22 protein-coding genes are annotated in these 23,241 nt (G+C 54.3%); 5 read left to right on the top strand and 17 right to left on the bottom strand.

The features are described 5' to 3' along the window. Window positions 1-3: 3 nt before the first annotated feature. Entirely contained in the window at window positions 4-285 is a 282-nt protein-coding gene (locus tag L1D43_RS18395) for an antibiotic biosynthesis monooxygenase family protein (RefSeq protein ID WP_041509668.1), read from the bottom strand. A 292-nt stretch (window positions 286-577) separates the two neighbouring features. On the opposite strand from L1D43_RS18395, the gene L1D43_RS18390 reads away from it, so the two are divergent. After that, the gene (locus L1D43_RS18390) at window positions 578-793 is read left to right on the top strand and encodes a hypothetical protein (protein ID WP_239853899.1); all 216 of its coding nucleotides are present in this window, start codon (window positions 578-580) and stop codon (window positions 791-793) included. Here L1D43_RS18390 and L1D43_RS18385 read toward each other — a convergent pair. After that, window positions 790-1,413, bottom strand: a complete 624-nt coding sequence (locus L1D43_RS18385; RefSeq protein WP_239853898.1) for an HD domain-containing protein — start codon at window positions 1,411-1,413, stop codon at window positions 790-792. The two genes, L1D43_RS18390 and L1D43_RS18385, sit on opposite strands and share 4 nt — an antisense overlap. 99 nt (window positions 1,414-1,512) lie before the next feature. Then, the gene (locus L1D43_RS18380; protein ID WP_041509666.1) at window positions 1,513-2,856 is read right to left on the bottom strand and encodes a coproporphyrinogen III oxidase family protein; all 1,344 of its coding nucleotides are present in this window, start codon (window positions 2,854-2,856) and stop codon (window positions 1,513-1,515) included. Window positions 2,857-3,229: 373 nt separating this feature from the next. Here L1D43_RS18380 and L1D43_RS18375 point away from each other — a divergent pair, with 373 nt between their 5' ends. Continuing rightward, a complete protein-coding gene (locus L1D43_RS18375; protein ID WP_239853897.1) occupies window positions 3,230-3,751 on the top strand; it encodes a hypothetical protein in 522 nt (173 codons plus the stop codon). 7 nt (window positions 3,752-3,758) lie between these two features. Here the strand turns inward: L1D43_RS18375 and L1D43_RS18370 are convergent, their stop codons facing one another. Beyond that, a complete protein-coding gene (locus tag L1D43_RS18370) occupies window positions 3,759-4,625 on the bottom strand; it encodes an AraC family transcriptional regulator (RefSeq protein ID WP_239853896.1) in 867 nt (288 codons plus the stop codon). Between the two features lie 204 nt (window positions 4,626-4,829). Between L1D43_RS18370 and L1D43_RS18365 the strand changes: the two genes are divergently transcribed. Next, a complete protein-coding gene (locus tag L1D43_RS18365) occupies window positions 4,830-5,993 on the top strand; it encodes an iron-containing alcohol dehydrogenase (RefSeq protein WP_239853895.1) in 1,164 nt (387 codons plus the stop codon). Between the two features lie 108 nt (window positions 5,994-6,101). Here L1D43_RS18365 and L1D43_RS18360 read toward each other — a convergent pair whose 3' ends face one another. Beyond that, a complete protein-coding gene (locus L1D43_RS18360; protein ID WP_239853894.1) occupies window positions 6,102-7,481 on the bottom strand; it encodes a class II fumarate hydratase in 1,380 nt (459 codons plus the stop codon). A gap of 226 nt (window positions 7,482-7,707) precedes the next feature. Between L1D43_RS18360 and L1D43_RS18355 the strand changes: the two genes are divergently transcribed. Further along, window positions 7,708-8,205, top strand: coding sequence for a type II secretion system protein (locus tag L1D43_RS18355; RefSeq protein WP_239853893.1), 498 nt, complete (start codon window positions 7,708-7,710; stop codon window positions 8,203-8,205). 167 nt (window positions 8,206-8,372) lie between these two features. Here L1D43_RS18355 and L1D43_RS18350 read toward each other — a convergent pair whose 3' ends face one another. The 12 genes from L1D43_RS18350 to L1D43_RS18295 form a co-directional block, all read right to left on the bottom strand. Further along, a complete protein-coding gene (locus tag L1D43_RS18350; RefSeq protein ID WP_041509661.1) occupies window positions 8,373-9,365 on the bottom strand; it encodes a formate dehydrogenase subunit gamma in 993 nt (330 codons plus the stop codon). A gap of 68 nt (window positions 9,366-9,433) precedes the next feature. Then, window positions 9,434-10,003 (bottom strand): formate dehydrogenase FDH3 subunit beta, encoded by a 570-nt coding sequence (gene fdh3B / locus L1D43_RS18345; protein ID WP_041509660.1) that lies wholly within the window; start codon window positions 10,001-10,003, stop codon window positions 9,434-9,436. Window positions 10,004-10,023: 20 nt separating this feature from the next. Then, entirely contained in the window at window positions 10,024-12,879 is a 2,856-nt protein-coding gene (locus L1D43_RS18340) for a molybdopterin-dependent oxidoreductase (RefSeq protein WP_239853892.1), read from the bottom strand. A gap of 17 nt (window positions 12,880-12,896) precedes the next feature. Then, entirely contained in the window at window positions 12,897-13,094 is a 198-nt protein-coding gene (locus tag L1D43_RS18335) for a twin-arginine translocation signal domain-containing protein (RefSeq protein ID WP_011863872.1), read from the bottom strand. Between the two features lie 468 nt (window positions 13,095-13,562). Continuing rightward, entirely contained in the window at window positions 13,563-14,570 is a 1,008-nt protein-coding gene (locus L1D43_RS18330; protein ID WP_041509658.1) for a formate dehydrogenase subunit gamma, read from the bottom strand. A 50-nt stretch (window positions 14,571-14,620) separates the two neighbouring features. Further along, on the bottom strand, window positions 14,621-15,211 hold the full coding sequence (gene fdh3B / locus L1D43_RS18325; RefSeq protein WP_041509657.1) for a formate dehydrogenase FDH3 subunit beta: 591 nt from the start codon (window positions 15,209-15,211) through the stop codon (window positions 14,621-14,623). Window positions 15,212-15,238: 27 nt separating this feature from the next. After that, complete coding sequence (locus L1D43_RS18320) at window positions 15,239-18,088, bottom strand: formate dehydrogenase subunit alpha (protein ID WP_239853961.1); 2,850 nt, start codon at window positions 18,086-18,088, stop codon at window positions 15,239-15,241. A 51-nt stretch (window positions 18,089-18,139) separates the two neighbouring features. Beyond that, a complete protein-coding gene (locus L1D43_RS18315) occupies window positions 18,140-18,340 on the bottom strand; it encodes a twin-arginine translocation pathway signal (protein WP_011863868.1) in 201 nt (66 codons plus the stop codon). A 165-nt stretch (window positions 18,341-18,505) separates the two neighbouring features. Further along, entirely contained in the window at window positions 18,506-19,171 is a 666-nt protein-coding gene (locus L1D43_RS18310; RefSeq protein WP_239853890.1) for a molecular chaperone TorD family protein, read from the bottom strand. Between the two features lie 10 nt (window positions 19,172-19,181). Beyond that, window positions 19,182-20,852, bottom strand: a complete 1,671-nt coding sequence (locus L1D43_RS18305) for a 4Fe-4S binding protein (protein WP_239853959.1) — start codon at window positions 20,850-20,852, stop codon at window positions 19,182-19,184. 187 nt (window positions 20,853-21,039) lie between these two features. Then, window positions 21,040-21,630, bottom strand: coding sequence for a DUF3306 domain-containing protein (locus L1D43_RS18300; RefSeq protein ID WP_239853889.1), 591 nt, complete (start codon window positions 21,628-21,630; stop codon window positions 21,040-21,042). Further along, complete coding sequence (locus L1D43_RS18295; protein WP_144202355.1) at window positions 21,630-22,100, bottom strand: DUF3305 domain-containing protein; 471 nt, start codon at window positions 22,098-22,100, stop codon at window positions 21,630-21,632. The genes L1D43_RS18300 and L1D43_RS18295 overlap by 1 nt, the downstream gene beginning before the upstream one ends. A gap of 295 nt (window positions 22,101-22,395) precedes the next feature. Here L1D43_RS18295 and L1D43_RS18290 point away from each other — a divergent pair, with 295 nt between their 5' ends. Continuing rightward, window positions 22,396-23,241 carry a formate dehydrogenase accessory sulfurtransferase FdhD gene (locus tag L1D43_RS18290; RefSeq protein ID WP_239853888.1) on the top strand — a complete coding sequence of 282 codons (846 nt, stop codon included), beginning with the start codon at window positions 22,396-22,398 and terminating at the stop codon, window positions 23,239-23,241.

Genomic DNA, 23,241 nt, shown 5'->3' with positions numbered 1-23,241 from the left:
ATGCTAAGCCAGCGCGTAGTAGCCACCGGTCGGCGGCGCGGCAAACAGTAACATGGCGTCCTGCATCTTATCCTTTGGATAGGCCTGCACCGAGGCGCGGTGATGCTCGGCTGACTCCCAACGCTCGATCACCAGCAGGCGCCCCGCCTCATCGAGTGGGCATAAGACCTCGTAGCTTAGGCAGCCAGGCGATGCACAGATGTACTCGCTTAACGAGAGAAGGAAGGACTTTAACGCCTCAGCCTGACCCGGCGCGGCCTGAAACTCACCGATACGTACTATCATCAGATTTCCCTGTAAAAATGAAGAATTCACCAAGCTACCCTATTACCGGGTGCTCCACAAACGTCTCTTATGCGCTTTTCGACCAATGAGTGCATAAGTGATCGCCCATATTAGCTTAGGTGATATGCGACCTCTGACCTAAGCCAACTTTGGGAATGAAATAAGCATATGAAAAAATTAACAAAAAACTCATCAACCTTTCGGCTTATGCGGTTTTAGGATAAAAATCAGCCTCTACAAGCTGCCAACTTGACGTTAGGCTGACAAGCAAAAGAGGTTGTGAGGTTATTGAATGGACTCAATACTGACATTAGAAGAGCTGATGGATAAGCCCCTATGCAAGGAAGAAAAACTGCGCCGTTACCGCCAGTGCCTGAGAGAATTTGAGCTGCTAGGTTATCAAGATCTCTTTATCGAACAGATACGTCAGGAGGCTCGTCAGCTCGAGCAGAAGTTAGCACGCCGCGCTAAGGGTAATCACAAACAGGCTCCCAAGCGGGTCCCCTAGATCTCTTGCGCCAGCTGGTCGAGAAAGTCCTGCATCACCCGGGTGCGATGCCTTGCTTCTTCCCTCGCAGCAGCCGTCTGCATGGTATCGGCCAGGGTAAACAGCTTCTGCTTGAAGTGATCTAAGGTATAACGGCTGTCATCGGCCTCCCTGTGCTGGCAGAAAGGATCCTCGGCATGATATAGCGGGCGCCCGAGCGTTGTGCCTACCTGCAGGCAACGCGCCACACCTATGGCGCCCAGGGCATCGAGCCTGTCGGCATCCTGCACTATCTTGGCTTCCAGCGTCTCGGGGATCACCCTGGCGCTGAAGCTGTGGGCATGAATGGCATGGTGAATGGCATCATGGTACTGCTGGGGATAATCGATGCGCTTAAGGAAGGCGATCGCCTTATCGGCCGCCAGCAACGAACTCTGGCTGCGTCTTGGATCGTCTTTGGCCAGCGTCACGCAGTCATGCAACCAGGCCGACGGCACCACCACTTGCGCATTGGCCAACTCGAGCTGGCACAGGCGCTTGGCGATCTTCACCACTCGCTTCACATGATTGAGATCGTGGGCGGCATCGGCGGGTAACTCGGCGGCGATAAACTGGGCAAACAGGGTCTCGAAGGCCTGCATGGGGCGAACTCCGGCAATAAGAAAGGCCGATCTATGATCGGCCTCTTTAGCTTAGATAGCAAATGCCCCTTACATCTCGCAGGGCTACATATCACATGGCTACATATCGCAGGGCTTAAGCGGCTTACGCAGCTGCGCCCGCACGTTATCCATGCCTGAATAGAACTCTTTCATCATCAAGAGGCCCATCATCTTGCCGTTGTCCGTCACGATGAGATTATCGGGATCATTCGGGTCATTCTTGATGGCGCCGATCGCCTTCATCGAGGTCATCTCTTTAAACAGTGCCCAATCTAGGTTTACGCCGAAGGTATCGCGGAAATACTTGCGCGACAGACGACCCGAGAACATGCCCAGCAGGAAGCGATACTGCATCACATCCTTCTGACTATAGTTCTTCTGCTGCTCGACACCCATGCGGCCCGAGGCGATGTTTTCCTGATACTTGCGCAGAGAGAAGGTGTTCACATACAGGGTGTCGTTGAGGAAGCTGAAGGAGCCCGAACCCACCCCCAGGTATTCGTCATAGTCAATCACATACTCGTCGAAGCCTTCGTTGTTGGCCTTGCCAAACGCCCAGGCAGACAGCTGGTTATACTGACCATTGAGGCTATTGAGGATCTGGCGATACTGACGTGCCATATCCCCCTGAGGCGCGGCCAGCTTACCCTTGACGCTCTTACGGGTCTGATGGGTGATCATCAAGGGATAGGTGGTGATCTGACGAGGGTCTAGGCGGGAGGCCATATCCAGATCGTGCTGAATCACCTCGTCTGTCTGGCCACGGAATCCGAAGATGAGATCCACGTTGATGATAGGGAACAGCTCCTTGGCCGCCATGATCTTATCGAAGGTCTGCTGGCCCGAACCAAACTTCTCCAGACGATCTGTCATCGCCAGGATGTCGTCGTTGAAGCTCTGTACCCCGATAGACATGCGATCCACCAGGCCTTCGAGCAGTTTAAAGCCTGGGCTGTCCAGATGCTGAGGATCCGACTCGCAGGAGACCTCTTTGATGCTAGGGAACAGCTTCTTAGCATGTTCTATGGTGCGCGCCAGTTCATCTTCTAAAACCGTTGTGGTGCCGCCACCTATATACATGGACTCGAAGTCATAGCCCAGCGCCTTGACCATCTCCATCTCCTTACGCAGCGAGACGAAATAGGCGCGCGCCTTCTCCTCTTTGAACAGGAAACGGTGGAAGGTACAGAAGGAGCACAGGGTGTGGCAGAAAGGCACATGGGCATAGAGCATGTACTTCTTGCCTTCGACGGGCGCCGGCATCATGGAGGCGGACTGGGTATCGAGTCGCAGGTTCTTGTCGACATAATACTGCATCACTCGTTCCATCGAGTTCAGCATCCAGTTAGGGACGGTAATGTTAGCTTGGTACGGCTTAATCAATGCACCTGGCGCCGCTTGAACAATAGAAGACGAAGACATAGATATTCCTGGCTGAACCGGCCTTGAGAACAAAGCCTTTTTATAAATAAGGACTTAAAGCGATACACATCCATTTGCGGAACACAAAAGTATCACTTTAGGAATATATAAAACGTGAACTGGCTTAGAGTTACAACACCTAGCATTGGATTAGCCAAAGAATTGTTAAGCATGTCATGTTTTAGGAAATGTTGAATAAATGTGATCGCGCATTTTTACCCGATAAGGGTAGCGAGATAACAGGGAAAACGTTTAACAAAAATCGACCTGTTGCAGCGATGATTTAAATAGCGTAGGTTAAATTGGTAATAAAAATAAATATATAGACTCCGGCCCTTATGGCGGAGCGTTAACCTCTACAGGGACGTTAATCATGAAATGGAATCTATTGGTTTCGGTGCTGCTCACCGCATCGCTGGCACTCTTTGGCTATATCAAATACGACGAACTCGCGGCCAACCACCTCGCCACCACGCAACAGCTCTCCGCCCTGAGTAAACAAATCGCCGACAAGGGAAGCATCATTCCGGCTAAGACGGTCGCCTACTTCGACCTTGCCAGCTGCCCTGAGGGCTGGCAGCCCTACACCGAGGGGCGTGGCCGCTTTACCTTAGCCGTGAATCATCAGGAGAATGCGCTGTCGGTACGTAAACTCAATGCCATCGGCGGCGAAGAGAAACATAAACTGACACTCGCCGAGCTACCCAAGCACACCCACGTCTATGACGACTGGTACTACTATGACTCGGGAGACGAACCGGAATACGCGACAGGCGAAGGGGACGATGTGGGCATGCGCCAACATCAGAAGCGTCGCACCGAGCCCGAAGGCCACAGCGTCGCACACAACAATATGCCCCCTTTCGTCGTGCTATTGCAGTGCATCAAACAGTAAGAAAACCTTATCTGGCACATTCCCCCGGACTGTGGCTGAAGTAGCGTTTGAACTCGCGGCTAAACTGGGCCGGGCTCTCGTAGCCTACCTCGATGGCGGCCTGCTTCACCTTCACCCCAGGGCGCTGCAGCAACTCCCTGGCCTTGTTCAAACGCAGCTTCTTCAGGTACTGAATCGGCGACGAAGCGGTGACCTCCTTGAAGCTGCGATGAAACGCCGAGGGACTCATGTTCACTAGGGCCGCCAGCTGATCCACCTCTATGCTGGCAGCATAGTGTTTATGCAGATAGTTAAGGGCCTTGTCGATGCGCGACAATCTAGTATGACTCAGCGCCAGGGCATAGAGGGGGGCCGCGTTGGGCAGAGCTAGCAGGCGATATAGGATCTCCAGCACCATGGCTTCACCCAGCGCCTCGGCCTCCAGCGGCGATTGTAGCGCCAGTAGCAAACGATGAATGCTGCATTCGAGCGCCTCGCCGGTCGGCGCGACAAAATAGCCGGGCAGTCGAGACTCGTTCAGCGCCTGCGGTACCCTGTTGTGGTTGTCCATGACAGGAATGAGGCGGTTAAGCTGCGCCAGATCGATATCTATCATCATCACCAGCACAGGCTCTTCTGTGCTGGCAAAGGTTTCACACTCCACCGGCATGGGCACTGTCATCACCAGGGTGTTCTGGGGATCATAGTCAAACACCTTATCATCTAGGTAGACCCGCTTCTTGCCCTGCCCCACTATCATGATCCCCTGGGAGTAACACAGAGGACCACGGGCACCGTAGGCGGAGCAGCGAAACAGCTTGATGCCGGGCAATACACTATCATTCATCCCCTCATCGGGGGCCAAGGCAGACATCAGCTCGGCAATACTCTTCACACTTCACCTCTTGGGACAGGATAAGGGTTCAACGGATAGCGATAATATCACCCAAGCAGAAAAAGGCATCAAATTATATCAAATTTATGCCTTTTAAACCCAACAAAGCAGAAATAGGCAAGCACAGGGCAGCAATAGGTATTTAAAACTCGCGCCAAGAGACTAGTATGTGCAGCATATTCTTAGGTGACACAAGGTATCCCCATGCTTAACTTCGATTATCGTAATCCCACACAGATCGTCTTCGGTAAAGATCGCCTGGACGAGCTCGACAAGCTAATTCCAGCCGACGCCCGCGTCATGGTGACCTATGGCGGCGGCAGCGTAAAACGCTTCGGCACCCTGGACAAGGTCCTCAATGCTTTGGGTGACCGCACCGTCGTCGAGTTCGGCGGTATCGAGGCCAACCCACAATATGAGACCTTAGCCAAGGCGGCCGAGCTAGCGAGAGAGGAGTCTATCGACTTCCTACTGGCAGTCGGCGGCGGCTCTGTGATGGATGGCACCAAGTTCATCGCCCTGGCGACACGCTTCGAGGGTGACAGCGCCAGCCTGCTGTTCCACGGCTTCGCGCCTGTGCCGGTGGAGGCTGATCGCGTCCTGCCGCTGGGCACCATAGCCACGCTACCGGCCACAGGTTCTGAAATGAATGCCTTCGGCGTAGTGAGCTATAACGGCGGCAAATTCCCGGTCAACCATCCCAGCATCTATCCAACTTTCTCGCTGCTGGATCCGACCCTGACCTTCACCCTGCCTAAGGTTCAGGTAGCCAATGGTGTCGTCGACGCCTTCGTCCACGTGCTAGAACAGTATGCCACCTATCCGGTAGACGGCAGAGTGCAGGACAGAACCGCCGAAGGGATCATGCGTACCCTGATCGAGATTGGCCCTCTCACCCTGGAAGAGCCGGAGAACTACAACGCCAGAGCCAACCTGATGTGGAGTGCCACCTCCGCCCTCAACGGCATGATAGGCGCGGGCGTGCCGTTTGACTGGACGACTCACATGATAGGCCACGAGCTGACGGCGCTGTTTGGTATCGACCATGCCCAGACCCTGGCCGCGGTGTTGCCGTCTGTCTGGCGTGTACGCAAGAGCCAGAAACACGCCAAGCTGCTGCAATACGCCGAGCGCGTATGGGATATCACAGAAGGTGATGAGGCGAGTCGCGTCGACCTGGCGATCGACAAGACAGAGCAGTTCTTCCAGCAACTGGGCCTCAAGACTCGCCTGCGCGACTATGATATCGCCCAGGATCAGATTGACGACATAGTCACGGCGCTGGAGGCCCACGGCATGACCGCCCTGTCTGAGTCAGGCGATCTCGGCCTGGATATAAGCCGCGAGATCTTGCAGCTGGCCTGGTAAGACCGAGCACATTGAACCGAGAAAGGCATCCCTAGGGATGCCTTTTTGTTTGATAAGGCGACTCTGTCGGAATCACCATCCTCTCGATTCGCCGCTCTCTAAGCGGCCTTACCCCAAACCGCCGCGGGTCAGGCGCTCGGGATCCAGCAAGTGCCTGAGCTCCTCCTCGCTAAGATCTGTGAGTTCCATGGCAACCTCGAGTATGGGCCGCTGCTCCTGATAGGCCTGCTTGACGATTTTAGCGGCCTGCACATAGCCAACCTTAGGACTCAGAGCGGTGACCAGTATGGGATTGCGATGCAGGGAGTCGGCTATCTTGTCGCGATTCACCACGAAACTCGCAATCGCCTTGTCCGCCAGCAGGCGCGATACATTGCTGAGGATCTCTATGCTCTCCAGCAGGTTGACGGCGATCAGCGGCTGCATCACATTCAGCTCAAAGTTACCGGACTGCCCGGCAACTGTAATAGCCATGTCGTTACCCATCACCTGCGCGGCGACCATACAGGCAGACTCAGGGATCACTGGGTTGACCTTGCCCGGCATGATGGAGGAGCCTGGTTGCAGAGGTTGCAGGCTGATCTCACCGATCCCCGCCAGCGGGCCTGAATTCATCCAGCGCAGGTCGTTGCTGATCTTCATGATAGCCACCGCCAGCGTCTTCAACTGACCCGACAGGGCCACGGCGGTATCATGGCTCGCCATGCGGCTGAACAGGTTATCGGCCGGGCGAAACTGGGTGCGCGTCAGGGCGCTGAGTCTCTCACAAAATAGCCTTGAGAAATTCTCATGGGTATTGACCCCTGTCCCCACCGCCGTGCCGCCTACCGGCAGCTGAGTCAGCTCACCACTGAGCGCCACTAGTCGCTGGCGACACAGATCGATCTGACTCCCCCAGCCCCCCAAGACCTGATCGAAACGAACCGGCATGGCATCCATCAGATGAGTACGCCCCGTCTTGGTAACATCGGCCAGCTGCTGCGCCTTGGCCGTAATAGTTTGCGACAGGAGTGTTAGCGAAGGCAGCAACGACTGCTCTACCGCCAAAAGGGCACTGATATGAATGGCGCTGGGAATGATATCGTTGCTGCTCTGCCCTAGGTTGATCACATCGTTGGGATGCACCGCCTGACCCAGGCTCTTCGATACCAGGGTCGCCAGCACCTCGTTAGCGTTCATGTTGCTGCTGGTGCCTGAGCCGGTCTGAAACATGTCGATGGGGAAATGGCGCATCATCTGGGGATCCGCCAGCAGCTCCTGCACCACCTTGGCGACCGCAGGGGCAATATTGGGCGGCAGCAGCCTAAGCGCCACGTTGGCCTCGGCGGCGGCGAGCTTAGCCAGCAGCAAGGCACGGATGAAGCTGCGTGGCATAGGGCGACCACTGACCGGAAAATTCTTGATCGCCCGCGCCGTCTGCGCGCCGTAGAGGGCATCGGCGGGAATATTGAGATCGCCCATGCTGTCGCTTACCGCTTTACTCTCCATCTCTCTCTCCTGCTTGTTGAGACTAGCTTGATCTTAGGTCAAATACTGCTGGGTCGCGACCCGGCAACAAAGCACAAACCAACTCTAAACAGACAACAAACAAGCCGTTATCATTCAAGCTGTTATTGTAAGAACCACCTAGGTTTTGCTTGCAAATGTCACCCAAGCAGTTAGGCTGCCTCCACTTTATTTAATGCTAAGCGTTAACCTGTAGATGCGAGTAACCATGAGACATAAAGGAGCCTCTGGCTTTACCCTGATAGAGATGGTGGTGGTGATCATCATACTGGCCATTCTCAGCGTAGCGGCCGCCAGCAGGTGGATAAGCCTGACGCGAGAGGCGAGGATCGCCCAGCTTAAGCAGCTCGAGGCCTCGGTGCAGGCCGCCAATCAACTTGTCTATGCCCGCTCGGCCATCTTAGGGGTGGAGACGCAGCCCACGGCAAGCTACTACCTCAACCCAAGCGACAGCCAAAAAGTCCAGGTGAGATATGGCAGACCAGAATGGAGCAGCGACACCGTGTCTCAACTGCTGACAATCACCATGAAGGAATGGTTCTACGGGGCCAGCTGGATCCAAAAGGATATTGAGCTGCGCATCGGCCAGCGCAGCCTGTTTAAGACCCCAGGGGATCTCCTGGCTGACGATGCCCTCGCCTGCTACCTCAGGGTTGAGACCAAGGCCGACAGCGTCACCACAAGCATACGCGATGACGACTGTTAACCGGGTCGGTTAGACGGCTAGGACAATCGCGTCCTCATACATAGCGGCGCAACATCTGGTGTCATTGGCTAAGATCTTCAGCAGATCATCCCGCTTCAGACATAAAAAAACACCCCACCGGAAACCGAGTGGGGTGTTTAATCTTTCAGATACGAGACGCCAAAGCCTTACTCTTTGTACTTCAGCGTGCCGTTTTCTTTGATCTCGTCATACCAAAGGTTGTGATGCTGGGTCGCCCAGTTCTCATCACAGTAACCCGACACCATACACTCCATACCACCTTCTGACATCACGGTTGCCATGAAGATATGCACGATAGAGAAGGCGCAGATAACGATGGCACTGACAGAGTGAAGTACCAATGCTATCAGGCTCAGGGTGCGGCTCGGCTCGAACAGGTTCGGGAACAGCAATAACATGCCTGAGGCCGAGATGATGAGGCCGAATAGAGCAAAGGCCCAGAACCACATCTTCTCACCCGCGTTGGCAAAGCCTGCATCCGGGTGCTTACCCTTGAATGGGCCGAAGTTGATATAACCGCCCACAACCAGGAACCACTTAACGTCATACATCTTAGGCAGCTGGTTCTTAGCCCAAAGGGTAGTCATCAACGCCCAACCTAGCATGAAGGGGATCGCCATGTAGTCGTGAATCTGCTTAGCACCATAGACCAGGCCGGCCCAGAAACCTTCACCCAGGTAAGGCTGGAAGAAGAAACGTCCTGCCAGCAGCGTCAGACCCGTGAGGATCAACAGCAGACAAGGGATCGCCCCCAACCAGTGGATAGAGACATCAAATTTCGACCAGCGATACACCATCTTGCCCGAGAAGCCATGATGCAACTTGGAGATACCGTTCACCTTGATGAACAGCACGAAGATGATGATCATGCCAAACAACGCCGCCATCAAGGCGGGTGCCAGCCAGTCGCTGCGAAGCTCCAACACCCGCAGATCATAGCTGTTGATCGGCTGGTTATGGAACTGACCGTGAGAGGTCGTATATCCGGTGGCGCCCGCCTGTAGCTCAGACCAGATCTGCCCCTCGGTGGCGGCATGGGTATGGTCGGTCGCATCGCCATGGGCGAACGACAGGGCACTGAATGTGGTACCTATCACTAGCGCTAAGATCACGCTAAATTGTTTGAACCATTTGTTCATATTACATCCTTATCGTCCACACCGGGCAGGCCCGGTGTGGATTGTTGTGGCCTTATACAAGCTGGGGATTAACCCCAAATCGCATTTTTCGAACCACGGTATGCAACACGCTCGCGGAAGATGTTTGAGATAACCTCAGCATCACCGGCAAGTAGCGACTTAGTCGCACACAACTCGGCACACATAGGCAGCTTGCCTTCGGCAATACGGTTAGAACCGTACTTCTGGCGCTCTGCATCTGAATGGTTCTCTTCAGGACCACCGGCACAGAAGGTACACTTATCCATCTTACCGCGGCTGCCGAATGCGCCCTTCTTAGGGAACTGAGGCGCGCCAAACGGACAGGCGTACAGGCAGTAGCCACAACCGATACAGGTATCTTTGTTGTGCAGTGTCAGACCATCTTCCGTCTTGTAGAAGCAGTTTGCCGGACAAACCGCCTGACAAGGGGCGTCGGTGCAGTGCATACACGCCACAGAGATAGAGGACTCGCCAGGCTGACCGTCATTGATGGTCACCACGCGGCGACGTTGAATACCCCACTCGAGCGCAGAGTCGTTTTCGTTCTTACATGCCGTGACACAGCCGTTACATTCGATGCAGCGCTTGGTATCACATAAAAATTTCATTGTAGCCATAATGGCAAATCTCCCGATACTTAAGCTTTAGTGATCTGACAAAGCGACGCTTTGGTCTCTTGCATCTGCGTGACAGGGTCATAACCATAGGTCAATGCCGTGTTCGCAGACTCACCAATCACATAAGGCACAGTACCTTCTGGATAGTTATTCTCTAGGCTCTCACCGTGCATCACACCGGCGAAGTGGTATGGCATCCAGGTCACGCCAGGCTTAACGCGAGGAGTCACCATGGCCTTGATCTTGATGCGGCCGCCTTCGGCACCTTCCAGCCATACTGTGTCGCCGTTGCGGATACCGCGATCGGCGGCATCGCCTGGGTTGATCTCAACAAACATCTCTTGTTGCAGCTCGGCCAACCATGGGTTAGAACGAGACTCTTCACCACCACCCTCGTACTCAACCAGACGACCCGAGGTCAGACCCAGTGGGTACTTAGTTGCCGTGTCTTTCTCTTGAATAGACTTGTACAGCGTAGGCAGACGATGAACCTGCATGTCGTCGTATGTTGGGTACTTAGACACGAGATCGCGACGCGGCGTGTACAGCGGCTCACGGTGTACAGGCACTTGATCCGGGAAGGTCCACACGATACAGCGGGCCTTAGCGTTACCAAATGGGATACAACCGTGCTTCATGGCCACACGCTGGATACCACCAGAAAGGTCGGTCTTCCAGTTCTTGCCTTCGGCTTCAGCTTTCTCTTCGGCGGTCAGATCGTCCCACCAGCCAAGTTGCTTAAGCAGCTTGTCGCTGAACTCTGGGTAACCATCCTGAATCTCGGCACCCTTAGAGAAGCTGCCTTCGGCCAGCAGGTTCTTGCCTTGGTACTCGACGCCATAACGGGCACGGAAGTTACCACCGCCTTCCAGCACGTGCTTGTGTGTGTTGTAGAGGATCTGGGTACCAGGGTGTTTCTGCTCTGGTGTACCCCAACATGGCCATGGCAGACCATAGGTGTCGCCCTTGGCCGGGCCGCCTTCTGCCTCGAGCGTCTTGTTGCTGAAGGTGCCCCAGTTTTGGGTGTGCAGCTTCAGACGCTCTGGGCTCTGGCCAGACATACCGATGGTCCACATACCGCGGTTGATCTCGCGGGTGATGTCTTCGATCACTAGCATATCTTTGGCATCTTTAGCGATGCGCTTAGTGTATTCCTTGTCGAAGCCTAGCTTCTGCGACAGGCGATACATGATCTCGATATCTGTCTTAGATTCGAATAGTGGCTCGATCACCTTCTCACGCCACTGCTGGCTACGGCCAGAGTTAGATACCGAACCTTCAGTCTCGAACTGAGTCGCCGCTGGTAGTAGGTAGACACCATTCTTACGACGGTGCATGACACCCGCCATTGTTGGGAATGGATCCACAACCACGACTGTGTCCATCTTATCCAGGGCGTCACGCACCTCGCGCTGACGGGTTTCTGTGTTGACAGATTGTCCCCAGAAGAAGGCCATGCGTACGCGATCTTTCTGCGCCAGCTTCTCAGGCGTTTCTAATACGCCGTCGTGCCAACGAGAACACGGAATACCAGGAGTATTCATTGGGATGCGACCCAGGTATTCGTTCTGGTCGAAACGACCCTTAACCCAGTCGAAATCCAGATCCCAAACGTGTGACCAGTGCTTCCAAGAACCTGTCTTCAGGCCGTAGTAGCCAGGCAGGGTATCGAACAGCAGACCCAGGTCGGTCGCGCCCTGTACGTTATCGTGACCACGGAAGATGTTAGTACCGCCGCCAGAAACGCCCATGTTGCCCAGTGCAAGCTGCAGGATACAGTAGGCACGAGTGTTAGCGTTACCTACGTGGTGCTGGGTACCACCCATACACCAAACCACAGTACCAGGACGGTTTTCGGCCATCAGCTTAGCCGCTTGGTAAACCTGCTCTTCGCTCACGCCTGTGATGTTGGCCACTTCTTGTGGTGGGAACTTCTTCACCTCTTCACGGATGGTGTCCATCTCGAACACGCGCTGCTGGATGAAGGTCTTGTCTTCCCAGCCGTTTTCGAAGATGTGCCACAACATACCGTAGATGAAAGGAATATCGGTACCAGGACGCAGTGCACAGTGCAGATCAGAGTGAGCCGCAGTGCGTGAGAAACGTGGGTCGACCACGATGATCTTAGCGTTGTTCTTCTCTTTAGCGATCAGGATATGCTGCATGGCAACAGGGTGTGCCTCGGCAGGGTTTGAACCGATAAAGAAGATCGCGTTGGCGTTCTGGATATCGTTGAAAGAGTTGGTTTGCGCACCATAACCCCAGGTGTTTGCAACACCGGCTACAGTGGTAGAGTGACAGATACGTGCCGAGTGGTCGACGTTGTTGGTGCCCCACATGGCCGCAAATTTACGGTACATGTAGCAGCCTTCGTTAGAGAACTTGGCACTACCCATGAAGTAGAGTGAATCTGGACCAGACTCTTGACGAATGCTCAGCATCTTGTCGCCAACTTCGTTGAAGGCCTGCTCCCAAGAGAGCTTCTTCCACTTACCGTCGACCAGCTTCATTGGGTACTTAAGACGCTTCTCGCCGTGACCGTGTTCACGCAGCGCAGCCCCTTTGGCACAGTGACCACCGGCGTTGAATGGGTGATCAAATGCAGGCTCCTGACCCGTCCAGACACCATTTTGTACTTCGGCGTACAGACCACAACCGACCGCACAGGCACTACATACGGTGCGCTTGATCTCGATAGGTGCATCGTGTGGAATATCTTTCGCTTCGGCGCGGCGCATCATGCCGGTACCGAGAAGAGAGGCTGCCGCGATACCACCGGTAGTGATACCCGCATGCTTCATAAATTGACGACGGCTGATGCCCAAGCTTGGCTTGGCCGCAGCGACTGCCTCATTTGTTTTGCGCGTTAACTTCATCGCTCAAATTCTCCTAATTAGCTACGCAAGCTATTGTAATAACTGCGGATATGTGCAGTTTCATGGTAGCCATCGGCATGTTTTTCTTGAGATTTACTTTCTGTTGCATTGGCAACACTCACACCGCTCGCGGCAATGGCCACACCGGCCGTACCACCTATGGTGAGTGCTTTCAGCAAAGATCTGCGATTCAGATCGGGCTGTTGCTTCTTCATTCTTGCTCCTAGAGGAATAGGAAGTTTCGATTAGTAGGGATGATCTATTCAAACTCGCCACCGCAACACGAGTTAACCCAATGTTATTTACAGGTGGCTAATTGGTAAAAATGCTATATTTTTTAAAAACATCCGATTAATTGCCGTTGCAATATAAGGAAGAAATGAAGCTGAGATATTGATCTGAACAGGGGTAGGTACGCGGAAAAATTGAATAAATGACCAAAGTGTTAAGCCTGTCATACTTTACCAGTAGACGAATGATGGCTATCGCCAAAAACGGGCAAAACCGAGAGGCATCAGATGTAATGAAGTTGTTGTTATTGCAAATAAAAGGTTAGTCTGATATCTGGTAAGAGCCTAGAGTTCCACCATAAAAAACACCCCGCCAGGCAGCCAGGTGGGGTGTTTCGTTTATGCGCTTTTATTCAATAACGCGGCTGCGCTTTGAGTCTAGTCGCTGTAGGTCTAGTCCCTGTACGTCAGGGTACCGTTCTCTTTGATCTCGTCATACCAAAGGTTGTGGTGCTGTACCGCCCAGTTCTCGTCACAGTAGCCCGACTTCATACACTCCATACCACCTTCACTCAATACGGTCGCCATCCAGATGTGGACGATCGTAAAGGCGATGATGATGATGGCGCTGAGGCCGTGAACCAGCAGTGCCGCCATGGAGGCTTCACGTGGCAGTTCGAGCCCAGGCATTACCAGCATGATGCCGGAAACCCCGATGAAGAGACCGAACAGGGTCAGTGTCCAGAACCACATCTTCTCACCGGCGTTGGCGAAGCCGCTGTCTGGGTGCTTGCCCTTGAAGGGACCGAAGTTGATGTAACCACCAACCACCAGAAACCACTTAAGGTCATACAGCTTAAATGTCTGCAACGGCATCCATTTAACCACACAGATGGCCCAAGCCACGATGAACAAGGGACCCGCATAATCGTGGATCGTCTTGCTGCCGTAGATCAGCGAACCCCAAATACCTGTGCCCACATAGGGTTGCAGCACATGCTTACCCAACATGATGTTAAGACCGGTAAAGATCAACGCCAGGCAGGAAAGTGCCATCACCCAGTGAATCCAAAGATCGGCCTTGGTCCAGCGCAATACCATCTTGCCAGAGAAACCATGACTTAGCTTTGAAGGACCATTCACCAGATAGAAGATCAAGAAAGCACCGAACACACCACAAACGGCCAGTGCCATCACAGGGGTGAGATAGTCATTCTTAACGTTAGTGCCTTCGATGGCAGACACGTTAATCATTACCCCAGTCTCCACGCCCTTGGCTGTGGTGTATCCCTTGTCTCCTGACTTCACGGCTTTCCATAACTCAGCGTCGCTGGTATTGGCCATCTGTTGACTGGTCTGTTCGTCAACGGCGTAGGCTGACGTCGTCAGACCTAAGCCCATTGCCAAGACCAATGGCAATAACAACACAGTGAATAGGCTGCGCAGTGATTTTAATAACATAGTCACTCCTTTACAGACCGTAAGCCCGAAGGCTTACGGTACTATTCACTTTAAACGCCAGTCTTAGGGGTATAACCCCAGATCGCATTAGGGTTACCACGGGCCGCGATACGCTCACGGTAGATGTTGGAAACCACTTCCGCATCACCGGCGAGCAGCGCCTTGGTCGAACAAAGCTCGGCACACATAGGTAACTTACCCTCGGCCAGACGGTTAGCGCCGTACTTCTTACGCTCCGCATCGGAGAAGGTCTCTTCTGGGCCACCGGCACAGAAAGTACACTTGTCCATCTTGCCGCGGCTGCCAAAGGTGCTCTTCTTAGGGAACTGAGGCGCACCGAATGGGCAGGCGTATAGGCAGTAACCACAACCGATACAGGTATCTTTGTTGTGTAGTGTTAGGCCATCTTCCGTCTTGTAGAAGCAGTTTGCTGGGCAAACCGCCTGACAAGGGGCGTCGGTACAGTGCATACAAGCCACAGAGATCGAGGCTTCACCGGGTTGACCATCGTTGATGGTCACGACGCGACGGCGCTGGATACCCCACTCGAGAGCGGAATCGTTTTCGTTCTTACATGCTGTGACGCAACCGTTACACTCGATGCAGCGTTTGGTGTCACATAGAAATTTCATGACTGCCATAATGGCTTATCTCCTCATCAAGTTGCGTTAGGCTTTAGTGATCTGACACAAGCTAGACTTAGTCTCTTGCATCTGAGTCACGACGTCATAGCCATAGGTCAATACTGTGTTGGCCGATTCACCAATGATGTAAGGCACTGTACCTTCTGGGTAGCTCTTCTCCAGGCTCTCGCCTTCGAACATACCCGCGAAGTGGTACGGCATGAAACACTCACCTTCAATCACACGCGGTGTCACCATTGCCTGCACCTTGATCTTGGCGCCTTCTGGGCTGTGAACCCATACGACATCGCCATCACGTAGACCACGATCCGCCGCATCGGCAGGGTTGATCTCGATGAACATCTCTTGCTGAAGCTCTGCCAACCAAGGGTTAGAACGTGTCTCTTCACCACCGCCCTCGTACTCAACCAGACGACCAGAGGTCAAGGCGAGTGGGAACTCTTTGGCAAAGTCCTGATCCTGAATAGACTTGTACAGGGTAGGAAGACGCGCAACCATACGGTCATCGTAAGTTGGGTACTTAGACACAAGATCACGACGAGGCGTATACAGAGGCTCACGGTGAACCGGAATATCATCCGGGAAGTTCCAAACGATACAACGGGCCTTAGCGTTACCAAATGGAATACAGCCGTGCTTTATGGCGACGCGCTGAATACCACCAGAGATATCTGTCTTCCAGTTCTTACCTTCGGCAGCCGCTTTCTCTTCGGCAGTCAGGTCGTCCCACCAGCCAAGCTGCTTGAGCATCTTGTCGGTGAACTCTGGGTAACCATCCTTGATCTCGCTGCCCTTAGAGTAAGAGCCTTCGGCCAGGATGTTGTTGCCATTGTGCTCAACACCGTAACGGGCACGGAAGTTACCACCACCGAAGCGGACTTCACGGTCGGTACGGTAGAGGATCTGGGTACCTGGGTGCTTCATCTCAGGCGTGCCCCAACATGGCCAAGGCAGACCATAGGTTTCGCCCTTAGCTGGGCCACCCGGTGCTTCCAGGCTCTTGATGTCGAATGTGCCCCAGTTTTCCTGGTGCATCTTGAGACGCTCTGGGCTCTGGCCTGTGTAACCAATAGTCCACATACCCTTGTTGTATTCGCGGGTGATATCTTCGATCAACGGCTCGTCACCATTCACCTGGATATGCTTACAGAACTCTTTCTCTATGCCCCACGTCTTCGCCAGCTTGTACATGATGACGTGGTCAGGCTTAGACTCGAACAGCGGCTCGATCACCTGTGAACGCCACTGCAGTGAGCGGTTAGAGGCAGATACCGAACCATAGGTCTCGAACTGAGTCGCCGCCGGCAGCAGGTAGACACCGTCTTTACGGGTATGCATGACACCCGCCATGGTTGGGAATGGATCCACAACCACTACTGTGTCCATCTTGTTCAGTGCTTCACGCACCTCACGGCCACGGGTTTCGGTGTTGACCGACTGACCCCAGAAGAATGACATACGGATGTTGTCTTTCTGGGCGATCTTAGACTTGTCTTCCAGCACACCGTCGTGCCAACGAGAACAAGGAATACCGGTAGAGGTCATAGGATCCTGACCCAGACGCTGTTCCTGGTCGAAGCGAGCCTTGACCCACTCATAGTCCAGATCCCATACGTTACACCAGTGCTTCCAAGAACCTGTCTTGAGGCCATAGTAACCAGGCAGGGTGTCGAACAGCAGACCGAAGTCGGTAGCGCCCTGAACGTTATCGTGACCACGGAAGATGTTAGTACCACCACCGGAGATACCCATGTTACCCAGGGCCAACTGCAGGATACAGTAAGCACGGGTGTTGGCATTACCTATGTGGTGCTGAGTACCACCCATACACCAAACTATGGTGCCAGGCTTAGTCTCGGCCAGTGTCTTGGCCACACGGTACATCTGCTCTTTAGGTACACCGACCACGTTTTCAACTTCTTCAGGGGTCCACTTAGCGGCAGCTTCGCGAATGCGCTCCATGCCGTAGACACGCTGGTCGATGAAGGTCTGGTCTTCCCACTTGTTTTCGAAAATATGCCACAGCAGACCATAGATATAAGGAATATCGGTACCTGGGCGAATATGCACGTACTCGTCAGCCTTAGCCGCAGTACGGGTGAAACGAGGATCGACAACGATAATCTTCGCGCCGCGCTCTTTACCTTCCAGAATGTGTTGCATGGCAACCGGGTGAGCTTCTGAAGGGTTAGAACCGATAAACATCATCGCCTTGGCGTTGCGGATATCGTTGAACGAGTTGGTTTGCGCACCATAGCCCCAGGTGTTAGCAACACCGGCTACAGTGGTAGAGTGACAAATACGTGCCGAGTGGTCGACGTTGTTGGTGCCCCACATGGCAGCGAATTTACGGTAGAGGTAAGCCTGCTCGTTAGAGAACTTAGCACTACCCATAAAGAAGATTGAATCCGGGCCCGATTCCTTACGGATATCCAGCGCCTTCTGGCCTACTTCCTCGATAGCCTGATCCCAAGAGATACGCTTCCACTTACCGCCTTCTAGCTTCATGGGGTACTTGAGACGCTTCTCACCATGGCCGTGCTCACGCAGAGACGCACCCTTGGCACAGTGGCCACCGGCGTTGAATGGATGGTCGAAAGCAGGTTCCTGACCTGTCCACACGCCATTTTGCACTTCGGCATAGATACCACAGCCCACTGAACAGTGAGAACAGATGGTACGCTTCACTTCGGTTGGCGCATCATGTGGCACTTCTTTCGCTTCGGCTTTGCGCATCATTCCAGCGCCAAGCATAGAGGCCGCGGCAATACCACCAGTAGCAAGACCTGCAGACTGAAGGAACTGACGACGACTTAGACCCAGGGCAGGCTTTTTAGCGACTTCTGCCTGGTCTGTTTTGCGGGTTAATCGCATCACACACTCTCCTAATGTTATTGAATTACTGCGTAATTACTCGTCCAAGGCTTACTTGGTACGTAAAGACGCGTAATAACTACGAATATGATCTGTCTCGTGGTAACCATCGCCATGCGCTGCATCTTTTTGAGGTGCAGGCGTTGCTGCCGCAGCCTGGCCGCTCACGGTTGCCACGGCACCCGCTGCACTGCCCAGGGCTAATGCTTTTAGCAATTGACGACGACCCATATCGGAAGCTTGCTTCTTCATAGTGTCTCCTTGATGTTGACTCAATTTGGGCCCCAGTCTCATCATCTCGGTCAACCTAGCTTTCTGCCAGTTAACACTAAGACCAGAACCCGACGCTTGGTGAGGGTTGCCCCTCGGTTTCAGTATGTCGGCGCGTTGGCGCCGACATCAAAGCTAAACCACAGCCTAGGACGCGAGTTCGCTGGCTGTTGGTTCAATCTTCTCCGCTTCGCTGCCGGGGCAGTTCACCGGAATATCTAACTTAAGTTGTTCAAACTCATTGGCTTCGATAATGAAAAACGCCTTGGCCAGCTGCGCCACAGTGGCGTAGAAGGCCGCGCTTGGCGCCCGTCCAAGATGGTCGCAGAAGCGATCGATCCAGCTGCCGATGTGGCGCTGATAGAAGGCAAGCTGGCGGAAGCCCGGCGCCTCCAGGATCAAGGTGCCCATCACCTCACACAGGGCGGCCACGTGATCTTCCGGCTCCTTCACCTCTTCGCTGCGCTCAAACCCCAGCTGCGCCAGATCCTGTCTTAGCAGGGCCAGCGGCTTGTCCATCAGCGAGCCCGTCATAAACCAGCTGCCGTAGGGCAAGATCTCTCCGCTGCCGACGCCGAGGAAGATATTGAAATACTCATCTTCCAGCTGCTCGGGGGTAAACTGACCCGCCGCCAATTTCAGTGCTAACCAGGCCTTGGTCATGTCGCTGTCATCGTCGGCATCTATCTCCAGAGTGGAAAGGAACTGCAACAGTTCAGCACTTGGCTGCTTACGTAAAAGTGCCGCCAAAAGCTGGTAGATATCGGCTCTTAACTGATCGTTTTCTGATACTTCTCTTACTAATTCGGTCATGGCTAAACTCTTATCGCAGTTGCTTTTCAGGATCTTGAAGTATGTCTTCAAACATGTCTTTTACCCGGCAGTCGCTACACATCTTCAGACGCTCGGTATTCGCGCTAAAGGCACTGTGTCCGCCGACTACATCCAGCATCCGTTGCACCATGGATTGGGTGGCGAATGGGGTACCACAACGAATACATTCGAACGGGGCCTCCTCATTCAGGGTTTGACGGCTCTGACGGGCCGCCGCATCGAAATTAATCTGTGGTGTCAGGCTGATCACCTTCTCCGGACAGGCCGACTCACAAAGGCCACACTGCACACAGGCCTGCTCGACAAAATAGAGCGCCGGCTTGTCGCCGCCGTCGGTCAGTGCCTGGGTAGGACAGGTCGACACACAGGAGAGACACAAGGTGCAGTTGTCGGTATTAACACTCACCTTGCCGTAAGGAATATTGCTCTTGCTCAGGCAGGCATCGGTAGAGGCCGCCTGGCTGTTGAGGTGATCGATCGCCGCATAGAGGGTCTCACGCTTAGTGGTGGCAGCGAATTCACCCGGCACTATCACGGGCCAGCTTGCGCTCGGTTCGATCAGTGCGGCTAGCTCGGCAATCTGCTTGGCCTCAATCACGCTCACTCGCTGGGGCTGCCCCATCTCGTCGAGGATCTCGTTGGCCAGCTTGAGCTCGCCGTTGAGCATCTGGGTCAGGGTTGGCGCCGTGGCCTCAGTGTTGAGCACCAAGATCTGACGCGCGCCCCAGGCCAAGGCCGCCATCCAGTGATCCATGCTGGCGACCGTGATCTCCTCAATTTCTACCGGCAAGATGGCACCAGGCAGCTCGTCGCCGATCAGTGAGGCACCCAGGCTGGCATCGTGGAACAAAATCACGGGGGCGGTCTGCGCCGCACTGCGGAAGCGTGTCACCAGCTTGTTCAGGTAGGAGTGCAGCGCCTGTGGCGTCGGCAGGTCATAGCTGATGGCGCCGGTCGGGCAGGCATTGGTACAGCTGCCCGCACCGTGGCAGAGGTAAGGGTCGATCTCTATCTTGTGATCTACGCTGGCGATGGCATCGGCCGGGCAGAAGTTGAGGCAGCGGTTACAGCCATCGATACCGTTTCTGTGGTGAGCACAGATGTCGCTGTTCACCTTGACGTAGCGAGGCTTATCGAACTCGCCGATCAACTCGGGCAGCTGGGCGATGGCATCCATCAATTTGGCCTCATCCTGCCCCACGTAGAAGTAACCCGGTGGCAGCATCTCGAGGTTGATGCAGGGCACTTGGCTAAGGTCGAGGATCAGGTCGAAATGGGCCTTACGAATGGCCACCAGGCTGAGGTCGGCGGTGCCGTTGTCGTGCTCCACCTTCACCTGGAACTGGCCAAGGAAGCCTTTGATCTCGATTAGCTTGTTGTAGTAGCTCTCGACATCTTCGGCGGCGTTCATCACCTTCTCCAAGTGTTCTTCATCCTGGCTGGTGATCGATTCGTTGGCCAGAATGGCGCGCTGACCCATGTTGGTCAGCTTGTCGGCCGCCAGGCGTGCCAAGTCTTCCGGGCCAATGATCAACACATTGCCCTCTGTGGTGTAACTCACTGTGGGTGGGATCAGGTTTTGCAGAATTTGTGTCTGTCCCAGCACTTGCTGGCGCACCTGTTTCAGGTGGGCCAAATTGTCGCTCGTCTCTAAATGCATGCTCACATTGCGTTCCTAAGCAGTATTTGGCTGCTGTATCAGCCGGGTGGCTGTTGTGCTCTGACGGCATGCGCTTGTTGCGCCAGCTTCACCCTGAATTCAACGATTATCTAACTCGTTGTTAATTGCGGTTAATACAGCAATTCACGTACCAAATTTATGGATTTAAAAGCACTCTAAACTTACCTTAAACAACAGGTGGCTTGGTTGATACCTGTAATTCTGGTTCATTTTGGGGCACCTCATCGGATGCCCTGTCCAAATTGTCCTCGACCTGCGCCGCAGCGTTTTCCTGCTGCGCCAGCTGTGTTTCAGCCGCGTCGGCGCCAGCCTCCGCCGCCTCTTCATCCTTAGTCAGATGCCTGAAGACCTTCTTGGCTAATTCGGCCGATACCTCGGCGGTCAACTTGGGTTGATCCGTATAGTCCAGGGCATATTCCAGCAGGCCATCGATCTCGTTATAGTGAGGCTGTTTCCACAGGGCTCGCAGGGCCGCCGTCTTGGCTTCTGGGTCGACATTGTCGGCCATGAAACTGGCGAAACTGCCGCCCACCTCTATCTTCTCGGGATCCGGCAGGTCCTCGGCGGTCAGTATCTTCTTCTCTTCACCAGAGGCTTGGTCGCTCGGCTCGTTAACCTCTGCACCTTCGGCCTCAACCGAAGGCGGAGCAACTTGCTCCTCGGTCTGTTCGGCCAGGCGCGCCGCCTCTTCCTCGGCCTGCACCTGCTGGCGACGCTGGGTCCAGCGTGCGAAGAGTCCGCTTGGTTTATCACTCATCAGGACACCAGCCCCCTATCCGGATTGGTACTCGGCCCCTCGTTCTTACGGCGATTAACATGCTTGCGCCTATGGGCGCAGATCTCCACCTCGCCGTGACGGGTGATGAAGGCCTCGATCCAACAGGCGATCGCCTTAGGCATGGGGAAGTTCAGCACAGGAGTGTCGCCTTCAAGGCAACCGGCTGCGACATTTTGGTCGGCCGAGATATAGGCGGGTACCCAGGTACCATCTTCCAGCTCGTCGCACACCACGTAGAGCATGGCATTATCCATATCCAGGTTGATGCGATAGCTACCGCGCTCATCTTTGTAGAGCTCCAGCATGACGATGTGGGCCCCGGCAGGCGCGGGCTGAGTGGCTGGGACTATCTGATCTAACTCCCAACTTTCAGCGGTCCAGCGCCCCATCTGTTTCTCCACCTTTTTCAGTGAGACATACATGGGCCATTGACTTTCGGTATGTTGCATTGCGTCTCCGTTTTGCCTAGCAGGCCGGCGTATTGCAGATTCGCCGGGCATTGGGTTAGCGATAGACCTACCAAAGCAATTTACATGCCATCGCCAGAAGGGAAATAGTTTGAACTGGATCATCAAATCCCTAACAAGCGTAGGACAATTTGTCCTAAAAGCCATTTTGGCCGGGACAGAAAAGGGCGACATCTCACAAAGTCGACGCCTGGATCACGCATTTACACTCGAAATCCTTGCATGGGAACGATACTTGCTATGCTCAGTGCGCCCCCAATGCAACAAGACGAGAGCAATGACAAGTTATAAACACCCCACACTGGTCAAGACCCAGGCCGATGCCCCACTCACCATGGCCGTGAAGGCCATCAACGAGCAGGGCGAAGTGGTCGACAAGTATATCGCCTGTGAACGTCCCCTCACCCTCTACCTGAACTGGCGTCCCATAGTGACCCTGATGACACTCGGTGCTCGTCCCGAGGCGTTGGCACTGGGCTACCTGAAAAATCAGGGCTTCATCAGCGATGTCGAACAGCTCGAGTCTGTGATCGTGGATTGGGCGGTTAACTCGGCGGCGGTGATCACCAAGGAGTCGACCGCACACCTGGAAGAGAAGCTGGCGGAGAAGACGGTGACCACAGGTTGCGGTCAGGGCACTGTCTATGGCGGCTTCATGGATGGCGTCGAAGATATTCGCCTGCCGACTCCAAGGCTGAAACAGAGCATGCTCTACAGCCTGCTCAATAACATCAGCGCATACAACGAGACCTATAAGAATGCCGGCGCCGTGCATGGTTGTGGCCTGTGCGAGGGCGATCAGATCATCGGCTTCGTCGAAGATGTCGGCCGTCACAATGCGGTCGACACCCTCGCCGGCGAGATGTGGCTCAAGCAGCAAGGCGGCGGCAACAAGCTGTTTTACACCACGGGGCGACTCACCTCGGAGATGGTGATCAAGGTGGCCAAGATGGGGATCCCCGTCCTGCTTTCGCGCAGCGGTGCCACCCAGATGGGGCTGGAACTGGCCCAGAAGCTGGGGATCACCATGATCGCCCGCGCCAAGGGTCGCCACTTCCTCATCTACCATGGTGCGGAAAATATCGAATTTGATGCCACGCCGCCGAAACGCAACCTAGGTTAA

Origin of the sequence: Shewanella sp. Isolate8, from assembly GCF_022398495.1 — a bacterium.
GTDB lineage: Bacteria > Pseudomonadota > Gammaproteobacteria > Enterobacterales > Shewanellaceae > Shewanella > Shewanella aquimarina.
The sequence above is the reverse complement of the archived record's forward strand: the minus strand, read 5'-3'. Positions and strand labels throughout refer to the sequence as shown.